Genomic DNA, 23,654 nt, shown 5'->3' with positions numbered 1-23,654 from the left:
GGCGATAAATTTGATCACCAAATGCCATGAATGTTCCTCACTATTTCACCTATCTCATTATTTATTCATCTCTTTTTGTGGGGATTCGTCAGACTCTGAGTAGATCAACTTCTTATACTGAATTGGTATTAATATCTAGTTACCAACCAAATTGACGGGCTAAATTAATCCCTAATAAGGTTAATTTAGCTTCTCGATATAAAGGATCACCTCCCCCACCTTGATACCAAACTTGGTCATTTCGGTTTTATTAAACAGCCTTTGTTCATCAAAAAGATACATCCAGTCATCCAGGGTCACTTGATAGGTTTCTCCATCAACTTCGATATCCAAATCGTATCGCCAAAAAAGGGCTGAGCCACTGGTTTCACCTTGAGCAATACCGACAACATCCGCCGCCTCACCGACATATTGATTATCACCTTGCTTCGTCAACTGCCAAATGCGTGTTGAGCGCTCACCATCATCAAACACAAATTGCTCATTGATGGTGCCGGATTTTCCTTCCCAATGTGCATCAATATCGGCTTTAAAGCGACGTAACATCTTGCCAGAGCGATCAAACACCACTCCATAAGCAACCAGCTTACCGTTGAAAAATTGGTCTAAATGCAGCTCTGGAGTCGTTAATTCATAATCGTCTAACGTTGCAGTACTGCAAGCGCTAAGTACGAGTGTTAACAAACAGGTTAACAAACTGACTAAGATGAGCTTCATTTCACACCTCCCAATAATTTCACTCTTAACTCTGGCTCAGAGGTTTTTTCTGACAACCAGATATCTAAAAACGCCGGACCAAACTCTTCATCCTTAATCACACCTAACTCTTGAGTCGACACATCACTGATGTCTGAGTAGAAAATGCTTTGCCCAGCCTTATTGACATAAATAATCAGTTGATCGCCTTCATTAATATCCGGCCAGATAGTTTGCAATTGAACAAGCCAGCCAGCAATTGCGCTTTCGCTAATACCAATATGCTGCCACTGCTCTTTAGTCGCATTAAGTAGGTCTTCTTTTTCAATATCCCTAAAATACTTAATTTTAAGGAGTTTAGGATACTCACCTTGCTGATAAGGCAACTCTTTCACATACAGTTCAGCACGGTAAACATTCCAAAAAAGATAGCTCATCTCCCCTTCACCCAACTTAGTCAATTGCTGTAGTGGGCTAGCACTAATGGCACTGCTTACAAGTAACAAGCACAGTATTAACTTTTTCATCATGCCTCCCTTTCGTTCAATCGAGGTCGAGTAATATAACGAAAACACACCGCTAGCGTGGGCAGTAACAATCCCCAAACGAGAGATAAAAACAGTAAGGCATTGATGCTATTCCAGCCCAACTGCAGCGCTCCCATCTCCACACCTAACCGATAACTCATGGGTCCTGCTATCGCGCCAATTAATGCAATAAATGGTAGCCGTAAATCCATTAGCCATCTCAAGCTATGATTAAAACTGATGACAAATATGCACCATAGCAACGCCAGCCAAAAGGGAAATACACTTGATGGCACTAAGAAAAGGTTAAATTCAATCAGAACCTTATCTACTGCGATGCCCAAGGGCACTAATAACAGCAGCCTTAAATCGTTTTTTGGTGTGGGTGATAATACAAAATGTATCATTATTATCACCACCAAAATGGGCCTAGCGATGTCCGTAAAACCAGCAGAGACAAACCAACACAGCTGAAATAGGACTAGATTAATAATCCAAAACCGCTTCATTTTTCTCTCCCAGATAAGCAGGCTTTCTCGCCACTAAGTGATGCGTACTGATAACTCTTTCAATAAATGCACCTTCACAATAAGCGAAGTAGAATAACCAAAGACGCTTAAATGATTCGCTATAGCCTAGTGATGACAGCGTTGACCACTGCGCTTCGAAGCGCTCTCGCCAGTGATGTAAAGTGCGAGCATAATGCACACCAATATCATCTAAGTTATCCAGCACCATATCGGTCTGTTCAGCTATGTGGGATGCCATCACTGATACCGAAGGTAAGCATCCTCCAGGGAAAATGTATTTCTGAATAAAGTCGACACCACTACGGTACTTGTCATAACGTTGGTCAGCGATAGTGATCGCTTGTATCAGCATTTTTCCATCAGGCTTTAACAAATCACTACAGATGCGAAAGAAACCCGCAAGATAGTCATGGCCTACCGCTTCTATCATCTCTATCGACACGAGCTTGCTGTATTTTCCTTCGAGTAAACGGTAATCAGACTTCAGTAAGGTGATTTGATCCGATAAGCCTAAGCTTTCGATACGTTGTTTAGCATGATCGTACTGTTCATCTGAAATAGTGGTCGTGGTGACCTTACACCCATAATGACTCGCGGCATAAATCGCCAGCCCGCCCCATCCCGTACCGATCTCCAGCAGATGGTCTTCAGAATTTAGCGATAACTTACCGCATATCTCAGCCATTTTATTCTGCTGCGCCGCATCTAAGTCTTCGGCTTGAACATTATAAATTGCACAGGAGTACAGCATATCTGGGTCGAGAAAACGCTGATAAAGATCGTTACCAATATCATAATGCGCCAAGATATTTTTCTTTGACCCTTGCTCTGTATTGGCATTTTTCAAGCGTAAAAATTGATGTTTAATTTTACTCAGCCACTGTGTTTTATTTTCTAGCTCATCTAACTGAGCTTGGTTTCGAGCCATGATCTGAATCAGTACCGTTAAGTTGCTGCAGGTCCAATGATGAGCAATAAAGCTTTCTGCACCGCCAATGCTGCCGTCTTGGATAAGTGAGCTATAAAATGCACTGTCCAACACCACAATTTTACTTTTCAGATGTGAATGAACATCACCGAAAGCAAAGATCCTTCCCGCTTCCTCAATTTCAATAAATCCGCCTTCAAGTCGCGAAAGAACTTTATGAACTAGGGTTCGATATCGATCTACCAGCCAAGTAGTCTTAACCAAGGAGATCTCTTTTTGTGTACTTTCCATTGTTGACCTCAGTAATCTATGTTGTATGTCGGTTTTAAATGCTTAATCACCCTTGGGGATGACGAATAAAAGGCACTTTTTTCAAAAATAATTTTAATGCTTGCCAATAAATCCCAAACACAATGTTCACACTCATCATTGGCAGGCTTAACCAGGTTTTAAATAAGTTTCGAGGGGTGATCTCTCGCTTATTTAACGCCAAACTCGCTTCAAACTGCTTGCCCTCTTTATGATTCTCTATCCGCACAAAGGTGTTATCTGCAGGTGGAGTCACACGCCAGTGATAACGCATATCCATCTCCATAAATGGGGAAACATGAAACGCTTTATCGATAACCATGCTTCCTGACATATCAATCAGATAATAGTGTTGCTGATTCCATGGCGTGTTACTCACCTCAGCAAGCATGTACTGACAAACATCATCTTTGTCATAACAAAAATAGAAGTTGATTGGACTAAAGTAGAGCCCAAAACAGCGGCACTGCACCAACATCAATATTCGCCCTTCGCACCCTTTACCACCTAAGTGTTCAACTTTATTAGCAATACGTTGCTTAAGATTGAAAGGTTCACTTTTAATGTAATCTTTTTCACAAAAACGGATCGGATTAAACCAACGAGTACCGAAAAAACGACTCTTCGTAAGCACTTGTTCCTGTTCGTCAATATCGATAGCCATCATATAAATAGGATAGGTAAACTCATGCTCGAATTTCCCCTGTCGACGGTGATAAACTTGCCCTTGGTAGATCCCACTGTTCATAAACTGAGTCCAAAACGTTCCGTCACATCAAGCGCACTGTGCACACCATCTTCATGGAAGCCGTTGTACCAATAAGCACCGGAAAAATGCGTATGTTGTTTTCCACAAATATCCCCTCTTTGTCTTTGGGAATGAACGGTGTCGCTGTCCAGCACAGGGTGGTCATACTTGAAACGTCTGATGATTTTTGCAGGGTCGATGTAGGCTGTTTGATTCAAGGTGACACAAAATGCATCATCTGATTTTATACCCTGTAAGATATTCATATTATAGGTCACGCTGGCTAGGGCATCTTGTTTATCATCAAGCATATAGTTCCAACTTGCCCAAGCTAACTTACGCTTGGGTAACAAGGATTCATCCGTATGCAGCACCACTTCATTGCCTTGATAAGGGATCCCCGACAAAACTCGCGTTTCGGCTTCTGTTGCATCCATTAACAGTGACAAGGCTTGATCGGAATGGCAGGCGAGTATCACATCGTCAAACACTTCAACGTGTCCATCGCCAAAATAGAGTTGAACCTGTTCATTTTTACGAGTGAGACCTACCACATCAGCTTGTAATACCACCTCTTTGGTTAATTTTGCGGTTAACTTATTAACGTAAGTACGAGAGCCACCTGGCACCACATACCACTGAGGTCGATCAACAATATTCAATAGCCCATGGTGGTAGAAAAATTGAATAAAAAACGTTAATTCAAAAGCTTGCATCTTAGCTAAGCTGGTCGACCAAATCGCTGCTCCCATAGGTAAAATATAATGTTGACTAAAAAAGTCGGAAAATTGATGTTGTTCTAAAAATTCACCGAGTGTCAATTCTGCAGGAATAGCATCTGATTCATGCAATGCCTTACACTTATTATTGAACTTCACTATGTCAGATATTAATCGCCAAAATTTGGGTCTAAAAATGTTTCGGCGCTGTGCGAATAAGGCATTAATACCATGACCATTGTATTCAAAACCTGAGCCACGATGATGAACACTAAAGCTCATCTCGGTCGCTTGTCTCTCTACCTCCAACCGTTGTAACAGTTTATTAAAGCGAGGGTAAGTCCGGTCATTGAACACAATAAAGCCAGTATCTATTGCGTAGCTTTTTCCTTGGTGTTTGATATCAACCGTTGCGGTATGGCCGCCCACATAATCATTTTTTTCAAATACTGTCACCGTGTGAGCTTTATCTAATAGATAAGCACAGGTGAGTCCCGATATACCGGAACCAATAATGGCTATTTTCTTCATTGAGGGTTACATCCTTATGGCGAGTTTGCGCCAGAGGGCAAAAGGTAAGCACGCCAATATTTTCATCATGCAAGTAAAACTAAAGGGGAAGTCGATATGGCTCTTTCCTGTCGCAATTCCTTTAGCGATCTTAATTGCCGCTTGCTCACTGGTTATCTGCATCGGCATCGGAAAATCATTTTTTGCGGTTAGAGGGGTACTCACAAATCCAGGGCGTACAATGCTCACATGAATATCATGCTTGGCGAGATCAATACTGAGCGACTCCCCGAGATAAGATAAAGCCGCCTTAGATGCGCCATAAGCCTCAGCCCTTGGCAAGGCAAGTAATTCAGCACTCGAGCTCACCAACACCACTCTGCCGCCTTTTTTAACATGCTTAAGCCAGGCCTTGAGCCCATATGCTACCGAGATCAGATTGGTCTGAATAACGGACTCGAAACTGTCAGCATCAAAATCAATCACATTGTTGATGTATTGACAATCACCCGCATTAAAAATAAGCAGATCTAGCGACGCTAAATCAGATGATGTAGCTTGCACTTGATGTTTGTCTGTCATGTCAAAAGCCAGGGTTTGGATTGATGTGCCTGATAAGGCTAAATCTGCAAGCCTGTCTTTATTACGGCCACAAGCCAACACTTGCCAACCAAGCTGATCGTAATGCAGAGAAAGGGCTTTACCAATCCCTGATGAGGCGCCTGTTATCATCACGGTACTCATTTAGCAGCCCGCCTTTTAACCGTTTTAACCACCGAACCGAGCAGTGGAATATGCTCATACAACATGGCACCGACATCGAGGTAATCGCGGTGTTTTATCACTTTATTGTCTTGCTCAACCAAATAGGAATGTCCTTCAACAACAATCTCACTGCCTTGGTTAAGTTTTGGGTGACAAAAAGACATGGTCCAATAAAGGGCTGCTTGGTTGTCACAGCTGAACACCTTATCGATACTAAAGTCACAGTGTTCTAAATGGGTATAGAGGGAATCGAAATAGTCCAAAAGTGCATCGAGACCATTAACCTGATGCAGGGGATCCCTAAATTCGATATCCGGATGATATATCTGATCCAATGAGGTTAAGTTATTGACACCTAACTCACGGTAAACAGATATAAAATTTTGAAGCCATAAGGCATGAACCATAATCAACCCTCAATGATAACAATTGGTATTACCCCTTATAAAATGCAATAGCCCTGAGCCTCGCGGCTTTATGCTCTACCAAAAGCGAGCAATAGATGTCCGTCAATCCCTGCTGCGCCATATATTCATGGGGGAAATGAATATATTTATTAGGAATCTCTTTAAGCTCAGGAATATATCTACGAATGAAATCCCCATTTGGATCAAATCTTTGACTCTGAAGTATCGGGTTAAATACTCTAAAATAGGGCTGAGCATCACACCCCGTGCTTGCAGCCCACTGCCAACCACCGTTGTTAGCCGTAAAATCACCATCAATTAAATGCTCCATAAAGAACTGCTCACCGAGGCGCCAATCCACTAATAGATGCTTAGTTAAAAAGCTGGCAACAACCATACGCAGCCGATTGTGCATCCAGCCGGTCTTGATAAGCTGTTTCATGGCCGCGTCCACTAAGGGGTAACCAGTCTCCCCTCTTGTCCAAGCCTCAAAATGTACTCTCTCTCCGGGCCATTTGGTGTGGGCATACTTGGGTTGGAAAGGACTGCATTTCGATAATTTGGGATAGTGAAATAGCAGATGTTTGTAGAAATCACGCCAAATCAATTCATTTAGCCAACAAAATGCCGGATGATTCACATCTTCAATTAACTGTGGGTATCGATGCAGAAGTTGCTGATAAAGGGTTCTGGCACTGAGCGCGCCGATAGCTAAATAGGGAGAAAGACCCGATGTGCCTTTGATGCCGGGAAAATCTCTTGTTTCTGAGTACACTCCCACTTTGTCATCGAGAAAGTGGGGCACGACCTTTTCCATCAACTCATCCGCTAATGGCCACTGTGACGACAACGATGATGAATGACAGTCTTCTTCTGATTGATTTTCATCGGCATCAAATGAGTTTAACTGCTGACTAAGTAATGCGAGTTTTTGCTCTGCAAAAATAATGTGTGATTGAGGCAGGTTATCAGGCACCTTTGGCCAACCTATGCATTCAGCCCCAGACTCCCGAATATGCTTAAGCCAAGCTTTTTTAAACGGTGTGAAGACCTTAAACATCTCACCAGACTGGTTTAGTATTCTGCCTCGTGAAGCAATCACATCACAGTCATAGAAGGTAATATTTAGCCCGCTGTCAAGCAAGGCTTTATCCCTTTGTTGCTCATTAAACTCTGGTTCGGAATTGGCAAAAACATGTTCAATTTGATGATCATGACAGAAGTTTATCAAGCAGTCCTGTTGCTCATTAAAATCTGTAACACTTACATGCACCAGTTCAATGCCGTATTGCGTAAGATGACGCCCCATTTCCAGCAAATGCCTGCGCATAAAGTCGAGCTTAATCTGAGCATCATGATGCAAGTGCCATTGCTTAGGCGTCGATATATACAATGCATATCGGCAACCGCTTTGTACTGCTTGATTTAATGCTGGATTATCAAAACTCCGTAAATCCCTTCGTATCCACAACAGACTCATTAATAGCCATACCTTAACCTTAGTGCTTTAGGGTGTGGATTCAGATATGCCTGCTGCTTTAAGTAGTCATTCGGGAACTCCAATAAGTAGTGCTTAATCAAAGTTAATGGCACTAACAGTGGGGTTAGCCCCAGTCTATAAGCATCAATTTCATCACTTAACTCTTGGCGTTTGGCATGATCAAGCTGCTTTTTAAAGTAACCTTGAATGTGATGTAAGGTATTGGTGTGGCTCTTACGTGAAGCTTTATTTTTAAGCGCCTCCATCAAACCAGTGATATATTCCTGAGCCAATGCTTCAATTTCTAAATCAGCACTGCCAAGCAATTTACCTAATTGACGGTAGCTCTCAATATGGTGACTCATCACCAAATATTTTTGCTCACTGTGAAATTGGATAAGCTTATGTTTTGTGATGCCGCTTTCTTGTAAATCAAGCCATTTTTGGTAGGTAAATACCCGCGTCATAAAATTTTCACGTATCACAGCATCATTAAGCCGACCATTTTCTTCAGCAGGTAGCAGAGGATTTGCTTTCATCACTTGTTGGGCAAAAAAACCTACTCCGTTAGAATCTGAACCTTTACCGTGATGATGATGAACCTTAACTCTTTCCATGCCACAGCTTGGACTTTTGGCACAGAAGATAAAGCCACTGAACTGACTCAGTTTACTGCCAATATTTTTACCGTACTCAGTCAGCGCATCAGACACATCACCACTGCCATCAGGCCGAGATACAGTAATGATGTTATCTTTAATGATTTGACGAATTGTAGGACGTGGAATAGGTAAGCCAATAGCGACTTCAGGGCAAAAAGGTTTAAAATTGGCAAACTCTGCCAGCTCTTGAGTACAAAAAGTGGAACGTTTATGCCCTGAGTCATAACGAACCTTTTCTCCCATTACACAGGCACTTATCCCTATTGTTAATTTTTTATCCATAACCTATATCTCCAAATCAATATATAAACTGTCCAATAGGATTAAGTAACTGACTTACTCCTTTGGTAAAACGGATCGCGTTGCTTGAAACGGTTAAACAGACACAGCCAGTTTTAGTCACGGGTTGGTGAGTATGCTTACCGTCTAGCCAGATAAAGTCCCCCGCGTGATAGGTTCCCATTTCATCTTCGAAACTGCCCTGGAGTAACAAGGTGATCTCAAAGCCTTTATGGGTATGGGTCGGTACACTTCCACCTTTATCTATATGAAGAATACTAGTTCTAATATCGCCATCCTCAAGGCTCAGACGCGAACGAGATAATTTCCCTAACCCTTGAAACGGTTTCATCTCAACGGCTCTTAACGCTCTCGGGATCGTAAAACGAACGCCTGACACTTCAATCTCTTTGTCTTCAACAACAGCAGTATTTACAATCGTGTCCCTTTCTGGTGCCATGCCAGTTATGGCCTCAAGCATTGAAAGCTCGTTACTATCAAGTTCGGCTTCCAAAGAAAAAGAGCCAAATTCATCATCAATTTGGACAGAATCAACACCTGCCATCGGCATTACGTTGCTTTCGCCAAAACATGCATTAGCCGCTTGAAGAGTCAATCGCTCAACTTCTTGCTGGCACACAGAACACATCTCAACATGACTCGCAATAATGACCGACACTGAAGCGGGAAGTTCTCCGGCAACAAACGACGACAACATGGGTGTTTCAGGATGTAGTTTAATCATGTGATTCTCCAACCTGCTCTTTTAACTTTGCAAGTGCTAATCTTAATCTTGATTTTACGGTACCGATGGGTACATCTAATTGTTTCGCAAGCTGTTCTTGAGATAATTCTTGAAAATATACCCCTTTAACAACCAACTGCTGTGCTTCTGGGAGTTGGTCGACATAAGCCACCATTTGACGCTCCATCAGATGATCAGCATAAACCTCGCTATCGCTATGCTCCTCAGTTTCAATCGGCCAAATATCGTCACCTAGCAGTAACTCATTTTTCGTTTTAATTTTTCTGAGCATATCGAAGGAGGCATTTCTCATGATGCTATAGACCCAAGTGGTTGCCGCGCCTTTACTAGGGTCGAAAAGGTGTGCTTTGTTCCATACTTTGGATAAGGTTTCTTGCACCAGCTCCGCAGCCATGGCTTCGGTATTGAGTTGCTTGATACCAAAGCGCTTAATTTTAGGCGCAAAAAAAGTAAAGATAGCGGTAAAAGCCCGCTTATCACGCTGACTGGCTACAAGCGTTAACCAAGAGGATAGCTCTGCAGGAACCTGATCTTCTGATTGACTAGATATAATATTATTGACCTCAACAAAGTGTGGGATCCCATCGCTTTTCTGCATATCAACGTACTCACTTTTCAACACTCTTACTGTCGATACGCGACATAGATCAGAAAGGATCAACTATTTATGGTTGTACCTTGAATTAAAGTCTGTAAAAAACATTCAATTTGGTCAAAACTATAATCAAAGATAAATTTTTCCTTTTTATTCAATGATAAAGGTAACACCTCTATATATCTTGCACAAACCCAATTAGCGTCATAAAAGTGTGTTTTTTTATATAGTTGGCGCAAACTGATATGTTGTTTGAAAATATCACGTAGGTTTTTAACCAACCCTTCAGCGTTAGATTCTATTTCACGGTAGCCCCAATGTTCACGTAGTGTTAATTCGGCCCACAATAAACCGGTAGCCTCACGCGTCAGATTCGAGAGTTCGACCATGGCCAAAGCTTGTATATCAATAAGTAAAATATTGTCAGAACCAAGATTAAAATCGATGATCTTGACCCATACTCCCCAGGAAGAACATGTATAGGGTAAGTCAGGTTTAAGTAGGCTGGCCACAAACCCCTCTCCTTTTATGGCACTTTTTATCATAGATAAGTGCTTAGGGTCATGAACTTTTAATCTCTGAATACCACCGGGCAATAACACCAAAGGCAGGGGCATCACAGGTAAACGTTCTGCAAAAAAATCTCCTTGCGTTGAAATTACATCATCCATATCACGATCCGTTGCAGTTGTTAGTGATATTAGATACGCAGCAAGCAGCCATTGAGATCAATAAACAGGGAAGGAACGAGATCACACACTTACAATCTCTTCTTGGTGAATTTCTTTTGGAGGTTTACGTTCGAGTGGAATTGTTGATATGCACGGCTTTAATTTTGCCTATTGGCTTACATATTGAACATGAACGGTACGCAAAGGTCAGAGCCATAGAAATAGAAGTGCGTATATTGTCATGAATATAGAAAGGCTAAGAGTTTCAGTGACACCTTGCTAACGTGAGTATTATTGGCCTCGTTTAAACTATAAGAGCATTACAATAAAGTGTTATTTATCAAATTCTAGACTGTTATTTCTTTTAGCTTTTGTGCCATTTTTTGATAATTGAGCCGCTTTGGTTAACGCCCACCAGCCGATAAAAATGCTCATAATAATGCGGATAGGAAAATACATTAAAGCTGGCAAACTAAACAGCCATAAAACCACCGTTTCAGGTAACACATAGAAGGCAACTTGTTTTACCCAATAGATAATAGCGACATAATCGCGGATAAAATCATTTACCGATATGTTTATTGATGCCCAGTTATCCATCACATTTATCCAGAGCACATATAAAGCTAACGCCCCATCACCAATACTGCCTACAACTGATGACCAACCCAGTATTAATAGAAAAAGCCTCATTTCCGCTCCTTATCTCATCATTCATATACCCAGCAAACACAATAGAGATTCACAGAGCCGTAAACAATTGCGACTTATTGCCAAAGCAGCTGTTTACATAAGCACTTTAAATGATGTTGAAGAAATTAACATGCGTTTCTAACTTAAACCTCCCCCAAATACATCTAAATATTAGAGGGGTTAGATGGTTCAGATCAGTATCAGAAAGATTAGCCTAGTAACTGATTCTTTATTTATTCTTCCCTGCCAATACCGACTTCATGGAAGGAACAATCGTGACAGGATCGAGTCGCATCTGATACCAATTAACTCGCCAATCAAGATGCGGGCCCGTAACACGGCCAGTAGCCCCTACTTCTGCAATAGGTTGGCCTTGTTTTATGCTTTCACCTTCTTTGACGTACAGTTTACTCAAATGAAGAAAGCTAGAGCTGACACCATAGCCGTGGTCCAAAATAATTGTACCGCCGGAATAAAACATGTCTGGCACAGACAAACTAATCACCCCATCTGCAGGCGCAACGACAACCGTGCCAGTTTTAGCCGCCACATCCACACCATAGTGAGGATTTCCAGGCTTACCGTTATAAACCCGCTGACTGCCGTAAACTCCGGAAATTCTCCCCGTTAAAGGCCAGATAAAATCTTGATTGAAGGCCCCTTGCTCAGAAAACTGGGCTCTGGCGGCTTTTACCTGTTTACTGTCTTTTCTAGAACGCTCAACCGCTTTGGGATCCGGCTTCATGATCTTTTTACTGATCCCGTTCACTCTGTCAATTTTGTACTCTTTTGCACTGATGTTTAATGGCATGATTTGAGTCAAACCATCGGGATAAACAACTTTAAGCTCTTGGGTCAGTTCAGCTTCACGCGCAAAACCAAAGGCAAACTCCCCTTGAGGTGATACCTTAATCGAGTCTCCATTAAGAAATGCAGTGGTCCCAGGTTCAACTTGAGCACGAATTAATGCCCCTTGCTCCATCTGACCGATGAGCTCAATTTGAGCCGATGCACCTTGTGATACAAGCAAGCTAGTCGTCGCCAAGCAACACCAGACTAGAGAGAGGGAGCTAGGTATGTTCAAATTCATCTCCAAAAAATTCAATGTATCACCAAAGACTAAACTTGATGACCTTTAACAGATATTGCACCTTTACCTACGCCTTCATAGGCAATCACCTTAAACTGATTTCCCGGTGACATCTCAACTAAAGTATGTGCAATAAACTCAGCTAATAACTCGACGGTGGTGTCATGTGGGATAATTTCACATGATGATTTTGGCATGGCCAACTGAAAATCACCTTGAGGTGCTTGATAATGGAAACCGAAGTGGGTGTCATCGCTCACTTTAGCTTGAGGCGATAATGTGAGTTCATCCACCTTAACAACATCTTCCAACGTCCCTAAGTAGATATCTTTCCAACGCTTAGCCCAATATTCATCCCATTTAGGGGCAGCGATGCCATTTTCAAAAACATTAATCGGGCTACGATGTCCATGGGCAATACGCTGGCAGTTGCCATCGTGTTTCTTTAATCCGTGAGTATAGTGATAGTAAGGCGCTTCGTGCAGCTCGTTTCTCAGTGTCAAAGCTATCCCATCGACGTTATCCGGTAACACCGCCTTTAACGCTTTTTGCAAAAACGTGTTCACACTCTCGAAATCGATAAGTTCACTAGGAATAAGTGCAAATGCTTGTGCGGGACACGCTAAATGTATATCACCTTTAAGACTATTGAAGTCCATCCAGACGGTGTCGCCCTGCTGCTGCCAGCGAATTTCACTGCACGCGGTCGGGATCAGTAATCGATGATCGGCAATATTATCTATCGTGTCTTTAATGGTGCGCTTCACTTTTGAAAAATCGAGGACCATGTTTTGATCATCTAATCCACCATCAAGTAGCACATCGACAATCCAACTTTCTCCAACCATGCCACGAATGGGGCACAGGTAAGAAAAGTCGATCACGGTTAAATCTCTAACAAAAAGTTGCATTTAATCTCCTAGGTAGAAAAACAGTCTACCTTTGTACGTCCATTCGGCAGGAGCCAAAAGACAAAATAGTTCAAAAATGATTCACATCATCTTTTCAGTTATGGCAAGTTTACATCTGAACACGGTTTTTTTCGACACGTTTATTCTCTGTAATTGTAAAGTTGAAAAGTATGATTGATTTGTCATCAACATTAGTCCGATAATTGACTTGAACAGTCTATTTTCTTTCCAAACAGCAATGACCGGAGAGGTTATGTCAGATAGTAACGCAAGCCACACTCATCTAAACCTCCTGCATCAAGTTGACTCTGATATATGGTACTACGATGGCCCGGCAGTTTCATTCTATGGCATGCCCTATACCACCAGAATGACTGTTATACCAATCAGTATAAGACGTTGAGCTACTCAGAGTGTTTTTTGGCAAACTAATTCAAGGCGAATGGATGACATAATGGTTATTCCCTTATGAGTTCATTCAACGCAGAAGTAGGCAGCCAAAAACACTCCTTACAGGCGAGTTTTAGCGGTTCTGATGCTGTGTTAACGAGCTTAAACGTAGAATAACTATGCTTTTCACTCGCTGCAAGCCACATGGATGTCGTGAATGTCATTAATGCAGGAGCAATTAATGACCTTGCCTCAGAACCGCTAAACTCTCGCTGAGCGATCAAATCTTTATACTGATTGGTATAAATTAGTGTTTACCGAGCTAGCTTCTTCAACTAATAAAAAAGGCGCCTCAGGCGCCTTCTCATATTGAAGCAATTGATTTAGTTAGACACTACTGCCCGCCTTTCAAGCGGCGATCCAGTTGGTCCTTCAAATTTGCAGGGACACCTTTAATCATAATGGTATCTGAAATAGGATCGTACATGACTCGCTCACCAAGGTGTGCACCATCAAAACTCAAGGTAACACCGCCACCGGTACCAGAGAACTTTTTCAACTGCCTTAACGTCGGCTTATCACCAGGAAATTCATCTTCAAGTTCATAATTTCCACCGCGAGCAAAATCATAAAAAGATTCCATACCAGAATCTGCAAGCTCATCAGCAAGATCTTTAATTTCGATGTCTGCGCCGACATCGCAACGTTCAGTACAGTAATCGAATACTTTTTCACGACACTGCTGACGTTCATCTTTAGTCAACTCACTGCTAGAGACAAAGTCTTCAACCGCATTCATTAGCTCTTTATTTTGAGCCTTAGTGTTAACGCCTTCGACACATCCCATAAAATCGAGAAAGAAATCAGCCACTTTTCGTCCTGCACGACCACGAATAAATGAGATGTACTTCAGTGAGTCGCTATCGGCTTGCCACTCAGTGAGATCGATGCGAGCGGCGAGCTGCACATCTTTAAGATCCAAGTGAGTGTTTTGTGTCAATTCCATATCATCTAATACTGTCATGGATGACTTGGCATTTAATAAAGAGACGTAGAGGTAATCACTTGTCATGTGGGTGTAACACGAAAGCAATAGAAAGCCGCCTTGACTAAAATCATACTTCGACAGCTCTTCTTGCAGCAATTTACCTGCCAAGCCAGAGAACTCAACAAACCCAAGTTCACCGTTACGGTATGCCGTTAATGACTGCTCAAACTTAGGGTTCGTCTCACCATCTTCGCCATGAGTGCCAAAGTGACCAAAACCTTTACCCGCTTTAGTGGTATACGTTTGATGTAACTCTTCAAGCATGGCTTCAACAGCGTCACTGTTCAACAGGGGTTGCGGACGCAATCGACAGCTAAGCTGACCTTCACTATTCTGAGTAATGGAATGGATGATTGCTTGCTCGACGTTAATACTCATAGGCCTCGATATTGAAAATAATGTAAAGAACAACGATTGGTTCGTTGCTAAAAATAAGGGAAGTTATAGGATAGAGAATCGACCCTAAACGATATCGCTTATATTGCCCCAATTGAGCTATGGCAGCAAGTGAGAAACAACGCTATTGGATGTTAACTGGCTCATTTATATTCACGGCAAAAATACGAAGCTATGTAATAGTCATAAGACTACCACCATCAATCAAGCTTGATAATTCTCCCAAAGCTTCACCAAGTCGCCCCATAAGAAAAGAGACTAATTCACCTTTTTCATAAAAATGACTTCACATTTAACGCGCTATTACTTTAAATCGTAATCATAAGCCCGCGACTCAATGATTAAACACTCAAAACAGCGCATTAAAACGCAGTATGGATATCGTGATCCCTGAGAATTTCGGTTATCATATGCAGTTAATCAAGTTTAGAGTGAACATTTTTTAATTATGGCTATCCAATCCAAATATTCAAACATACAAGTTGAATCAATAATTGCTGAACTAAGTGCTGTCCTTGATAAGCATCAAGCACCCACAGACCTTAGATTAATGGTTCTAGGAAACTGCGTAACGGATCTTTTAGCGCGTAAAGTGCCAAGTGAATCAAGAGCAAAAGTCGCTGAACAATTCTCAAAAGCACTTGCACAATCAGTGAAAGGTTAATACCTTCTTCTTGTATTAAGCAAGATTACTGTACCGAAAACACACTTAAGATACACCAGTACCTAATTCAGTAAGCGGAGCCACATGGTCGAGCGTAAAAAAGAGATGGGACGTGATCGCGTATCACGCCTAATAAGTTGGGGGCATTGGTTTGCCTTCTTCAACGGCTTTCTTGCCATGATCGTGGGTTTTCGCTACCTAGACACCGTCGGTTATCCTGAAACATGGATCGGCTGGGGATATTTGGCGGTCAGCACCATCGGCCATTTTAGTTTTTTATCCTTTATCGTATATCTGGTACTGATTTTCCCCGTTACCTTGCTCCTGCCCTATTCTAAAATATTACGCGGGTATGCAGCTACGGTAGCCACCATCAGCCTATGTATTTTATTATATGACACTGTCATATATGATGATTATGGCTTGCATCTAAGTCCATTTGTGTTCGATTTAGCGTGGGCCGATCTCAATGCATTATTGCATGGTACCTCCTACATCATTACCCCTTTATGTATCATCATCATTGAACTTTCAGCGGCTAACTTTCTCTGGAAGCGCATAGACAAAATTCATAAAGCAAAATGTGGTAACAAGGTTGTGGCCTTCGTTGGCGTCTGTTTTGTTAGTAGTCATCTTATTCATATTTGGGCAGACTCAGCTTCAGTCAAAGAGATCACACGTCTAGACGATGCCTACCCGCTTTCTTATCCTGCCACTGCACGTTCATTTATGGAGAGTTATGGTATCGATAGTGAGCATAGCAAGAGCCGTAATTCGAACCCAAGAAGCAACATCAGTTACCCAGTTAAACCATTACAATGTGTGAGTGAGGAGCAACCCAACATACTCTTAATCACTATCGACAGTTTACGCGCTGATATGCTAGATGAAAGTACCATGCCTTTCCTGAGTCAGTACGCTAAAGAAAACTTGGACTTTCATCAGCACCTCAGTGGTGGAACCCAATTTACCAGCGGCTTGTTTTCAATCATGTATGGGCTTCAAGGCAGTTATATCAACGATATGACGTTAGGCACCACTGCGCCATTGCTCACCCAAGTCCTTAAACAACAGCATTACCAAACAGCGGTATTTGCAACGGATGATGTCGAACTAGAACCTAAAGCTATCTTTAAAGGTCTTGAACACCATATTTCCCATGTCGACAATAGTCATGCTATCGCTGACAAAGAATCAATTGCCAATTTTACTCAGTGGGTAGCAAAAACTAAAACACCTTGGTTTAGCTTATTAAATTTACGTTCGCCTGAAAGTTACGATACACCCGTCGGTTTTCTGGGAATAGAAACCGTACGCCCCAAGAAAACGTTAAAATCGGCTGAAAGAGTATTATTCAACCAATATCGTCAATCGCTTAATTTTATTGATCAAGAACTAAAGAAGCTAGTTGAAAACTTGCCTGAAGATACCTTAGTCATTATCACTGGTGTTAGCGGCAAACTGTTTACCAGTAATCCACATGAAGTGCGTAGCAATATGTCACCAGACAATGTTCATGTACCTTTGGTTATCCACTGGCCTGGTAAAGTACCAGCAAAAGATGTGAATTATCGTACCAGTCATTATGGTATTGCCCCCACTTTAATGAGTCAGGTACTTGGCTGTACTAATGCGCCAACCGATTATAGTGCGGGCCGAAGTTTACTTCAGCCTGATAGCGAGTCATGGATCTATGTGGGCGACAATCTTGTTTTTGGTATTTATCAAGACTCAGAAATAACCGTTATTGACCGTCACGGTAAATACCGTATTTATGATGAGAATTATGAACATAGATTACGTAAAAAAATGAGTGCGCCAGAACTTATCGAAGTGATGCGTGAAGGCAGACGCCTATACAATCATTAGTGCCAATACTAGAACAATTGTTTAATTTGCTATAAAAAGCATACAAATTAAGCAATTGAAAAGACTTGGTGACTAACTACTTGCACTAACAACGGCAAATTGATAAAGTTCGGCCTCGTTAAACAAGGCTAGTCCTTGTATGACAAACATCGGGATATGGCCTAGTCCGGTAAGGCGCTTGTCTGGGGGACAAGAGATCGCAGGTTCAAATCCTGCTATCCCGACCAAATATAGAAAAGCCGCTAATCGCAAGATTAGCGGCTTTTTGCTATCTGCCATTTCAGAATAAAACTGCCCCAAAATCAACCCTCTGCAACTCATACCAATCAGTATAAAGATTTGATCGCTCAGCGAGAGTTTAGCGGTACTGAGGCAAGGCAACGAGTGAAGAGCATAGTTATTCTACGATTAAGCTCGTTAACACAGCATCAGAACCGCTAAAACTCGCCTGTAAGGAGTGTTTTTGGCTGCCTATTTCTGCGTTGAATGAACTCACAAGGGAATAACCATTATGTCATCCATTCGCCTTGAATTAGTTTGCCAAAAAACACTCTGAGTAGATCAACTTCTTATACTGATTGGTATCAATCATTATATCTCCTGATCAAACATATCCTCATTAACCAATACATCGTAAGCTGTCGTGAACTAAACTGTTTTTAAGGCTCTATCATCAATGATATGAGTAATAGAAAGCGGCCAACTCAGTCCCCTTTATGAAAAGCATTCATAAAGAAAATTTGTGTGTTTCATTCGAACCGTATGTTAACAAAATACAGGCATTCTATTTTATATAAGGGTTTGTTACACTTGCGTTAGGTTTCTACTCCTAACGATGAGTTTCAATATTTAGCATAATAAGTGACAATGATAAGGCTTAAATGCTCAAGATAAACCAACAACACCTAAAACTTTCAGTCTTACTCGGTATTTTAGGTTTCATCGTAAATCTTTACCCTATTCCACTCTTTGGTAATGTCCAATTAGTGCTAGGTAATCTGTTTTTTGTCATTATTGCTATTCTGTTAGGCCCTTGGTTTGCTTTACTTTGTGCAGCAATATCTTCAATGGGGCTCATTATCACTTGGGCAAGTCCCCATGTATTTATCTTTTTTTGTCTCGAAGCACTCTGGCTTGGATTTGCTCGTCGAAGGGATATTTATGCGCTCTATGCCGATATAGGATATTGGCTTCTCTTTGGAATGCCACTGTTTTACTTATACGCCACCATTTTCTCTGAATTGCCACAAAGTCATCTCTCATTTATTACCCTAAAACAAGGCATAAATGGTTTTATTTATACTGCGTTAGGTTCGCTGGCTGTGACGGTATTCTCAGGATTCTGGCATCTCAAAGGTAAAGTTAAGGATAAAAAAAGACGTACTTTCAATGCCCAAATAACCTATAGCTTCACCTTAGTACTCACTATTTCTCTACTCAGTTCTGCCCTCATTTTTAATCATCAGGTGATTCTGAAGCAACAAGCTAGCCTCAAACAAAACTTACATGACTCCGCCATACACTTAGGTCAAGCAACCGAAGCGTTTCTTGACACTCACAAAAGAGCTATCGATAACGCCTCTCACTGGTTAAGCCTCTCTCAAACGGATATACAAGGGTGGCAAGCAAAACTGACCAAGCTTCACCACAGTTATTCCGGTTTTATCACCATGCTGGTTACTGATGATCAAGCAAAAATTATCGCAGCGACCCCCATTGAGCAACTTGGTTTTGAACTCGTCAAAAATAAAAGTTTTTCAGTCAAAGATCGGCATTATTTTCAGCAAGCTTTTCACAAAGAGATAACCTACGTCTCGCCTGCATTTTGGGGACGAGGCTTTGGTGCAGATCCCATTGTGGCGATAAGCGCTCCTATTTACCAAAAAGGAGTGTCTGAGAAGCCTATTGGGATTATCGAAGGCTCACTAAATTTAAATGGTTTTATCGATATTGAGCAGAGAAATCTGGTTTATGAATATCAATCTATGATACTCATCGATGAGAATGAGCGCATTATATATGCATCAAAAGAGTTAGCGTTACCAGTGCTCTCGACATTTAAATCCGTTGAAAGCGGTCAAAAATATAAGACCTCATTGCAGCTTATTAATCTCTATGATCTTAAAAACCCTAATCCTGAATTTGTTTACACCAACTATCAACTCAATAACGGTTGGGAGCTCTATGTTGTCAAACCCTTCTCCCCTTTATTGCAACTCTTAGAGACGCAATACCTCACCACTTTTGCAATTCTATTACTTTCTTTAGTGATCACCGTCATAGTCACCAGAGTGATTAGCGCTAGATTAACAGAGCCCTTGACCATAATAGCCAATAAGTTTGCAGATAAAGGCCAAAGAAACGCCGCTGACTTTCATATAGATGAAGAGTCTCCTCAGGAGTTTCTGACCCTGTATCAAAGTATAAAGAAGAGTAAACAAGAGCTCGTTAGCTACCAACTAGAACTTGAGGAGAAAGTTGCGATCCGCACTTTTGAGCTTGAAAAAGCCAACATCAAATTACAATCTTTAGCTGAAAAAGATGATCTAACCGGACTATATAATCGCCGATGCGCAGAAAGTAAATTTAGTACCACTTACAATCTATGCCTTAGAAGTAACGAACCTATGATCGTCGCCATTTTGGACATTGATAACTTTAAAGGAATTAATGATACTTTCGGTCATCTTGCTGGTGATGAATGTTTACGCATGATAGCAAAGTGCATGAAACGCTTTTTCAAACGAGACAGTGATGTCATTGCAAGATACGGTGGCGAAGAGTTTTTAATCATTTTACCAATGACCAATACTGATATGGTTGAAGAGCATCTAAATGAGTTTAGAACAAAGGTAAAAGAACTCGTGATCCATCCCCCTCAAGGAGGAGAAGATATCATGATGACCGTGAGTATTGGTGCGATTATGGCCCAAGCAAGCTATAGCAAAAATTTGGAAGAGTGGTTTAAACAAGCAGATTTAAACTTATACCAAGCTAAAAACCAAGGTAGGGACAAAGTGATTGTGACCAAACCTCTACTGCCAAATAGCGCTAATTTTATATCCTAACGACTTACTCATGATCTAGAAGTAGAGCAACGTCAGAAACACATGCTACACAGCGCTCATATCTTTATACCGAATGGTATTACATGTCTAAACAAGTAAAGCCTCATTAACACTAATACTGAGTAACAATGCCCTCATCAACCATTATCAGCACACAAAAAATGAATATAGGTTCACCGGATCCGACATACTGTTTCTATCTTCCTAATCCGCCACTGCTACCTGAGCATTGGCATTTCAGCCATGAAGATGCAGTGACTAAACTGATCGAGTTAAATGGGAATCATTGGCGTAAGATTCTGACAATTATGGCAAAAATTTGTGCACCAGATGATAATTGGAAGCACTATCGAGATACACAACTGCTCAAGCAAAACGAAGTGATCATGATAGGATCAAACCAAATGTTTACTGGGGAGATTCAAAGGGTACGATGGCATTTTCTTGTCGGCGCGGTTGTGTCAGAAGAACTATCGAAGCAGATTGAGGATTCATCTTTTGTGATTATCGATGACAAGAAAAAGTTACTATTTAATAACCAATCGACCTTCATAACGCCTTACTTAGATTACCGACAATACCCTAATCAATTAATTGTAGAAACCCGTCAATTAATCGCTCAAAAAGTCTAATTGATTACCGACGTCTAGCTGAACCCTAACAATTAAAAAGGCGCATAATGCGCCTTCTATCGTAAGTTCAATATCAATCAGTCATAAATAGTTGGTATCGCTTTACGCTTATGCTGAGTAGCCTTATAGATCCCAACCAACTTATCATCGACATGAGTATCGACCGGTTTACCTTCCAGAAAATCATCAATTTGATCATAAGTTAGCCCTAATGCCACTTCATCTTCAAGCTGAGGCTTATCCTCTTCCAGATCCGCTGTAGGGGCCTTTTCAACTAAAACCGTTGGCGCACCAAGATGGGCAGCTAACTGACGTACTTGACGCTTATTTAAACCAAATAATGGGGCTAAATCACAAGCACCATCACCCCATTTAGTATAAAAGCCCGTAATATTCTCAGCACTGTGGTCTGTTCCAACCACTAAGCCTCCAGTTAAGCCTGCAATCTCATACTGCGCAATCATACGCATTCTGGCTTTAACATTGCCTTTTACAAAATCTATTTTTGAACTATCAGAGATATTAATGCCAGCAGATGCAAGCCCATCAATGGTTTCACGGTGAATTCCAGCGACACCATCATGGATATTAACCGTAACTTGGCTTGATGGACGTATAAACTGGCAAGCTAGTTGTGCTTCGTCTTCATCTTTCTGCACATCATAAGGTAAACGCACTGCGATAAAATGATATGGTGCAGAGTCAGTTTCATTGTTTAACTCATCGACAGCCAGTTGGCATAATTTTCCAGCCAATGATGAGTCAACACCACCACTAATTCCAAGCACTAACGTTTGTGTGCGTGACTCTTTAAGCTTTAGCTTTATAAATGCAATCCGTCTTTCAATTTCATAGTCAGCCTCTATCGCTGGTTGCACTTTCATTTCACGTAAAATCAGTCCTTTCACAAGCTGAGCTCCAAAAATTGTTTCATTTTACAGGCCGATATTATGAGCTAAATTAAAATAAATACCAATCCCAATACTCGTTTAACGCGACTAACTTTACTTATTCAGTATTAAAAACATAGGCATATCTCTCTGTAAATTAATGATATTGGTAACTTTGCAAAACTAAGCCACAGAGTCGCTCATTCAAAGTTATGGTCATTTAAATATAAAAATGCCAGCACACAATGCTGACATTCTACCCACTCAGGTTACAACACGAAAAATCATATATATGAAGCACAAAAACTATTTAATCTTTCATGCCACTCTAAATAGCTCTGCCTAGATCAATTGACAATCCCATATGAAAAGGAGTAAACAATACCAAGTGAAATAGCATGAGGGTCATTCCCCATCATCGGAATCACTTTATCCCCATGACCTTTACCATTCACACTAAAGTTAACATTCTCATCGTTATTCATATTGGCATAAGCAATATAAATGGTTGTCTGCTCATCAAAACTATAATCGTATCCTACAGCTATTTGAGTCGCATCACTTGCATCGCCTTCACCTGAACTAACAGCAAACTGGGCTTTTACCTTTCCTTTTTCACCAACCTCCATGCTGCCGCCGACAGAGAAGCTTTCTCTGTCGTTACCACTGGCTCCGCCAATGTCCATTTCACTTTGATATCCCCCACCGACACTAAATTGTCCAAAAGAATAACCCAAAGTTACTGCGGCTGCCGTATGATTGTTATCAGCTACTTCACCTTGCCCAATACTGGTATACATTACACCTAGCTGTAAGTTCTCCCGCCCATAATTACCCTTCAACAAGTAGTAATCGGTGTCATTGACTCCTTCTTCAGGAACATAAGTTACCGCAGCGTCAAAGCCTGAAAAATCAGGTGTTTTATAGTAAATCACATTATCTGCTCGACCTGGAATACCGTTCGCTTCCCATAAATTACCAAGGTCACCAATCTGATCAGCAAAAAGATTGTAGTCGTTAGCATATTGATCTAGAAACGGCATGTGACCAGCTAAAACAGTACCAAAGTGACCTTCAACACCTAAGTATGACGGCCGTCCTTTTGTAAATATTTGACCCGATGATTCAGCACCACCATTGCCATCATTTCCACCTTGGGCAGTTAAATCGATCCCTGTTTCGTACTGGAAAATAATCTTCATTCCATCGGTTAATTGATGCTCACCATTAAGCCCTAAACGTGAGGAGTTACTGGCAACATATATACTGTTTTCTTGCCCATCATCAACACTATCAACAGATAGATGCCCTAGTCCATAAACATTGAGTTCAATAGCTTGTACTGGTGAGTACAAGCAGTAGATACATGTTGCTAAGAGAGTCGTTTGTCTAATCATCATTCAAATTCCAT

Annotated in this window: 23 protein-coding genes and 1 tRNA gene; 5 read left to right on the top strand and 19 right to left on the bottom strand. The window is 41.3% G+C overall.

The annotated features are described in order from the left end of the window. Positions 1 to 180 precede the first annotated feature (180 nt). From FN961_RS23535 to yejK, 17 genes are all read right to left on the bottom strand, one after another. Positions 181 to 717 carry a DUF3833 domain-containing protein gene (locus tag FN961_RS23535; RefSeq protein ID WP_144042588.1) on the bottom strand — a complete coding sequence of 179 codons (537 nt, stop codon included), beginning with the start codon at positions 715 to 717 and terminating at the stop codon, positions 181 to 183. Next, on the bottom strand, positions 714 to 1,223 hold the full coding sequence (locus FN961_RS23530) for a chalcone isomerase family protein (RefSeq protein WP_144042587.1): 510 nt from the start codon (positions 1,221 to 1,223) through the stop codon (positions 714 to 716). Before FN961_RS23530 ends, FN961_RS23535 begins: the two co-directional genes overlap by 4 nt. Then, entirely contained in the window at positions 1,223 to 1,732 is a 510-nt protein-coding gene (locus FN961_RS23525) for a DUF2878 domain-containing protein (RefSeq protein ID WP_144042586.1), read from the bottom strand. The genes FN961_RS23530 and FN961_RS23525 overlap by 1 nt, the downstream gene beginning before the upstream one ends. Then, complete coding sequence (locus FN961_RS23520; RefSeq protein WP_144042585.1) at positions 1,710 to 2,972, bottom strand: SAM-dependent methyltransferase; 1,263 nt, start codon at positions 2,970 to 2,972, stop codon at positions 1,710 to 1,712. The genes FN961_RS23525 and FN961_RS23520 overlap by 23 nt, the downstream gene beginning before the upstream one ends. Positions 2,973 to 3,018: 46 nt before the next feature. Next, positions 3,019 to 3,738: a DUF1365 domain-containing protein gene (locus FN961_RS23515; protein ID WP_144042584.1), complete on the bottom strand. Its 720-nt coding sequence runs from the start codon at positions 3,736 to 3,738 to the stop codon at positions 3,019 to 3,021. Further along, complete coding sequence (locus tag FN961_RS23510) at positions 3,735 to 4,988, bottom strand: NAD(P)/FAD-dependent oxidoreductase (RefSeq protein ID WP_144042583.1); 1,254 nt, start codon at positions 4,986 to 4,988, stop codon at positions 3,735 to 3,737. The genes FN961_RS23515 and FN961_RS23510 overlap by 4 nt, the downstream gene beginning before the upstream one ends. A gap of 6 nt (positions 4,989 to 4,994) precedes the next feature. Next, positions 4,995 to 5,711 carry an SDR family NAD(P)-dependent oxidoreductase gene (locus FN961_RS23505; RefSeq protein ID WP_144042582.1) on the bottom strand — a complete coding sequence of 239 codons (717 nt, stop codon included), beginning with the start codon at positions 5,709 to 5,711 and terminating at the stop codon, positions 4,995 to 4,997. Further along, complete coding sequence (locus tag FN961_RS23500; RefSeq protein ID WP_144042581.1) at positions 5,708 to 6,139, bottom strand: nuclear transport factor 2 family protein; 432 nt, start codon at positions 6,137 to 6,139, stop codon at positions 5,708 to 5,710. Before FN961_RS23500 ends, FN961_RS23505 begins: the two co-directional genes overlap by 4 nt. A 28-nt stretch (positions 6,140 to 6,167) precedes the next feature. Next, a complete protein-coding gene (gene phrB / locus FN961_RS23495) occupies positions 6,168 to 7,619 on the bottom strand; it encodes a deoxyribodipyrimidine photo-lyase (protein ID WP_144042580.1) in 1,452 nt (483 codons plus the stop codon). Next, on the bottom strand, positions 7,619 to 8,563 hold the full coding sequence (locus FN961_RS23490) for a YbgA family protein (RefSeq protein ID WP_144042579.1): 945 nt from the start codon (positions 8,561 to 8,563) through the stop codon (positions 7,619 to 7,621). The genes phrB and FN961_RS23490 overlap by 1 nt, the downstream gene beginning before the upstream one ends. Before the next feature lie 16 nt (positions 8,564 to 8,579). Continuing rightward, positions 8,580 to 9,305: a ChrR family anti-sigma-E factor gene (locus FN961_RS23485; RefSeq protein ID WP_144042578.1), complete on the bottom strand. Its 726-nt coding sequence runs from the start codon at positions 9,303 to 9,305 to the stop codon at positions 8,580 to 8,582. Beyond that, entirely contained in the window at positions 9,298 to 9,924 is a 627-nt protein-coding gene (locus FN961_RS23480) for a sigma-70 family RNA polymerase sigma factor (protein WP_144042577.1), read from the bottom strand. The genes FN961_RS23485 and FN961_RS23480 overlap by 8 nt, the downstream gene beginning before the upstream one ends. Before the next feature lie 59 nt (positions 9,925 to 9,983). Further along, positions 9,984 to 10,592: an LON peptidase substrate-binding domain-containing protein gene (locus FN961_RS23475; RefSeq protein WP_144042576.1), complete on the bottom strand. Its 609-nt coding sequence runs from the start codon at positions 10,590 to 10,592 to the stop codon at positions 9,984 to 9,986. A 333-nt stretch (positions 10,593 to 10,925) separates the two neighbouring features. Then, the gene (locus FN961_RS23470) at positions 10,926 to 11,285 is read right to left on the bottom strand and encodes a hypothetical protein (protein WP_144042575.1); all 360 of its coding nucleotides are present in this window, start codon (positions 11,283 to 11,285) and stop codon (positions 10,926 to 10,928) included. A gap of 229 nt (positions 11,286 to 11,514) precedes the next feature. Next, positions 11,515 to 12,330 (bottom strand): M23 family metallopeptidase, encoded by an 816-nt coding sequence (locus FN961_RS23465; protein ID WP_229814789.1) that lies wholly within the window; start codon positions 12,328 to 12,330, stop codon positions 11,515 to 11,517. A gap of 74 nt (positions 12,331 to 12,404) precedes the next feature. Beyond that, on the bottom strand, positions 12,405 to 13,286 hold the full coding sequence (locus tag FN961_RS23460) for a 6-carboxytetrahydropterin synthase (protein ID WP_144042573.1): 882 nt from the start codon (positions 13,284 to 13,286) through the stop codon (positions 12,405 to 12,407). 784 nt (positions 13,287 to 14,070) lie between these two features. Further along, positions 14,071 to 15,102, bottom strand: a complete 1,032-nt coding sequence (yejK, locus tag FN961_RS23450) for a nucleoid-associated protein YejK (protein WP_144042572.1) — start codon at positions 15,100 to 15,102, stop codon at positions 14,071 to 14,073. Positions 15,103 to 15,568: 466 nt separating this feature from the next. Here yejK and FN961_RS23445 point away from each other — a divergent pair, with 466 nt between their 5' ends. The 5 genes from FN961_RS23445 (at position 15,569) to FN961_RS23420 (ending at position 21,353) form a co-directional block, all read left to right on the top strand. Next, entirely contained in the window at positions 15,569 to 15,784 is a 216-nt protein-coding gene (locus FN961_RS23445; protein WP_144042571.1) for a YejL family protein, read from the top strand. Between the two features lie 84 nt (positions 15,785 to 15,868). Continuing rightward, the gene (locus FN961_RS23440) at positions 15,869 to 17,653 is read left to right on the top strand and encodes a DUF3413 domain-containing protein (RefSeq protein ID WP_144042570.1); all 1,785 of its coding nucleotides are present in this window, start codon (positions 15,869 to 15,871) and stop codon (positions 17,651 to 17,653) included. Between the two features lie 150 nt (positions 17,654 to 17,803). Beyond that, positions 17,804 to 17,880 (top strand) — tRNA-Pro (locus FN961_RS23435). 654 nt (positions 17,881 to 18,534) lie between these two features. After that, positions 18,535 to 20,721 carry a sensor domain-containing diguanylate cyclase gene (locus FN961_RS23425; RefSeq protein WP_144042569.1) on the top strand — a complete coding sequence of 729 codons (2,187 nt, stop codon included), beginning with the start codon at positions 18,535 to 18,537 and terminating at the stop codon, positions 20,719 to 20,721. Positions 20,722 to 20,849: 128 nt separating this feature from the next. Then, entirely contained in the window at positions 20,850 to 21,353 is a 504-nt protein-coding gene (locus tag FN961_RS23420) for a DUF6942 family protein (protein WP_144042568.1), read from the top strand. A gap of 77 nt (positions 21,354 to 21,430) precedes the next feature. On the opposite strand, the gene nadE is transcribed toward FN961_RS23420, so the two are convergent. Both nadE and FN961_RS23410 read right to left on the bottom strand, forming a co-directional pair. Continuing rightward, a complete protein-coding gene (gene nadE, locus FN961_RS23415; RefSeq protein WP_144042567.1) occupies positions 21,431 to 22,261 on the bottom strand; it encodes an ammonia-dependent NAD(+) synthetase in 831 nt (276 codons plus the stop codon). Positions 22,262 to 22,590: 329 nt separating this feature from the next. Further along, positions 22,591 to 23,643, bottom strand: coding sequence for a porin (locus FN961_RS23410; RefSeq protein WP_144042566.1), 1,053 nt, complete (start codon positions 23,641 to 23,643; stop codon positions 22,591 to 22,593). Positions 23,644 to 23,654 lie beyond the last annotated feature (11 nt).

The sequence above is a fragment of the Shewanella hanedai genome (assembly GCF_007197645.1).
Lineage (GTDB): Bacteria > Pseudomonadota > Gammaproteobacteria > Enterobacterales > Shewanellaceae > Shewanella > Shewanella hanedai.
This window is presented reverse-complemented; position numbering and strand designations above follow the sequence as displayed.

Coding starts and splice junctions, on each gene's coding strand:
- FN961_RS23535 (WP_144042588.1), bottom strand. CDS start 717: ATGAAGCTCATCTTAGTCAGTTTGTTAACCTGTTTGTTAACACTCGTA.
- FN961_RS23530 (WP_144042587.1), bottom strand. CDS start 1,223: ATGAAAAAGTTAATACTGTGCTTGTTACTTGTAAGCAGTGCCATTAGT.
- FN961_RS23525 (WP_144042586.1), bottom strand. CDS start 1,732: ATGAAGCGGTTTTGGATTATTAATCTAGTCCTATTTCAGCTGTGTTGG.
- FN961_RS23520 (WP_144042585.1), bottom strand. CDS start 2,972: ATGGAAAGTACACAAAAAGAGATCTCCTTGGTTAAGACTACTTGGCTG.
- FN961_RS23515 (WP_144042584.1), bottom strand. CDS start 3,738: ATGAACAGTGGGATCTACCAAGGGCAAGTTTATCACCGTCGACAGGGG.
- FN961_RS23510 (WP_144042583.1), bottom strand. CDS start 4,988: ATGAAGAAAATAGCCATTATTGGTTCCGGTATATCGGGACTCACCTGT.
- FN961_RS23505 (WP_144042582.1), bottom strand. CDS start 5,711: ATGAGTACCGTGATGATAACAGGCGCCTCATCAGGGATTGGTAAAGCC.
- FN961_RS23500 (WP_144042581.1), bottom strand. CDS start 6,139: ATGGTTCATGCCTTATGGCTTCAAAATTTTATATCTGTTTACCGTGAG.
- phrB (WP_144042580.1), bottom strand. CDS start 7,619: ATGAGTCTGTTGTGGATACGAAGGGATTTACGGAGTTTTGATAATCCA.
- FN961_RS23490 (WP_144042579.1), bottom strand. CDS start 8,563: ATGGATAAAAAATTAACAATAGGGATAAGTGCCTGTGTAATGGGAGAA.
- FN961_RS23485 (WP_144042578.1), bottom strand. CDS start 9,305: ATGATTAAACTACATCCTGAAACACCCATGTTGTCGTCGTTTGTTGCC.
- FN961_RS23480 (WP_144042577.1), bottom strand. CDS start 9,924: ATGCAGAAAAGCGATGGGATCCCACACTTTGTTGAGGTCAATAATATT.
- FN961_RS23475 (WP_144042576.1), bottom strand. CDS start 10,592: ATGGATGATGTAATTTCAACGCAAGGAGATTTTTTTGCAGAACGTTTA.
- FN961_RS23470 (WP_144042575.1), bottom strand. CDS start 11,285: ATGAGGCTTTTTCTATTAATACTGGGTTGGTCATCAGTTGTAGGCAGT.
- FN961_RS23460 (WP_144042573.1), bottom strand. CDS start 13,286: ATGCAACTTTTTGTTAGAGATTTAACCGTGATCGACTTTTCTTACCTG.
- yejK (WP_144042572.1), bottom strand. CDS start 15,102: ATGAGTATTAACGTCGAGCAAGCAATCATCCATTCCATTACTCAGAAT.
- FN961_RS23445 (WP_144042571.1), top strand. CDS start 15,569: ATGGCTATCCAATCCAAATATTCAAACATACAAGTTGAATCAATAATT.
- FN961_RS23440 (WP_144042570.1), top strand. CDS start 15,869: ATGGTCGAGCGTAAAAAAGAGATGGGACGTGATCGCGTATCACGCCTA.
- FN961_RS23425 (WP_144042569.1), top strand. CDS start 18,535: ATGCTCAAGATAAACCAACAACACCTAAAACTTTCAGTCTTACTCGGT.
- FN961_RS23420 (WP_144042568.1), top strand. CDS start 20,850: ATGCCCTCATCAACCATTATCAGCACACAAAAAATGAATATAGGTTCA.
- FN961_RS23410 (WP_144042566.1), bottom strand. CDS start 23,643: ATGATGATTAGACAAACGACTCTCTTAGCAACATGTATCTACTGCTTG.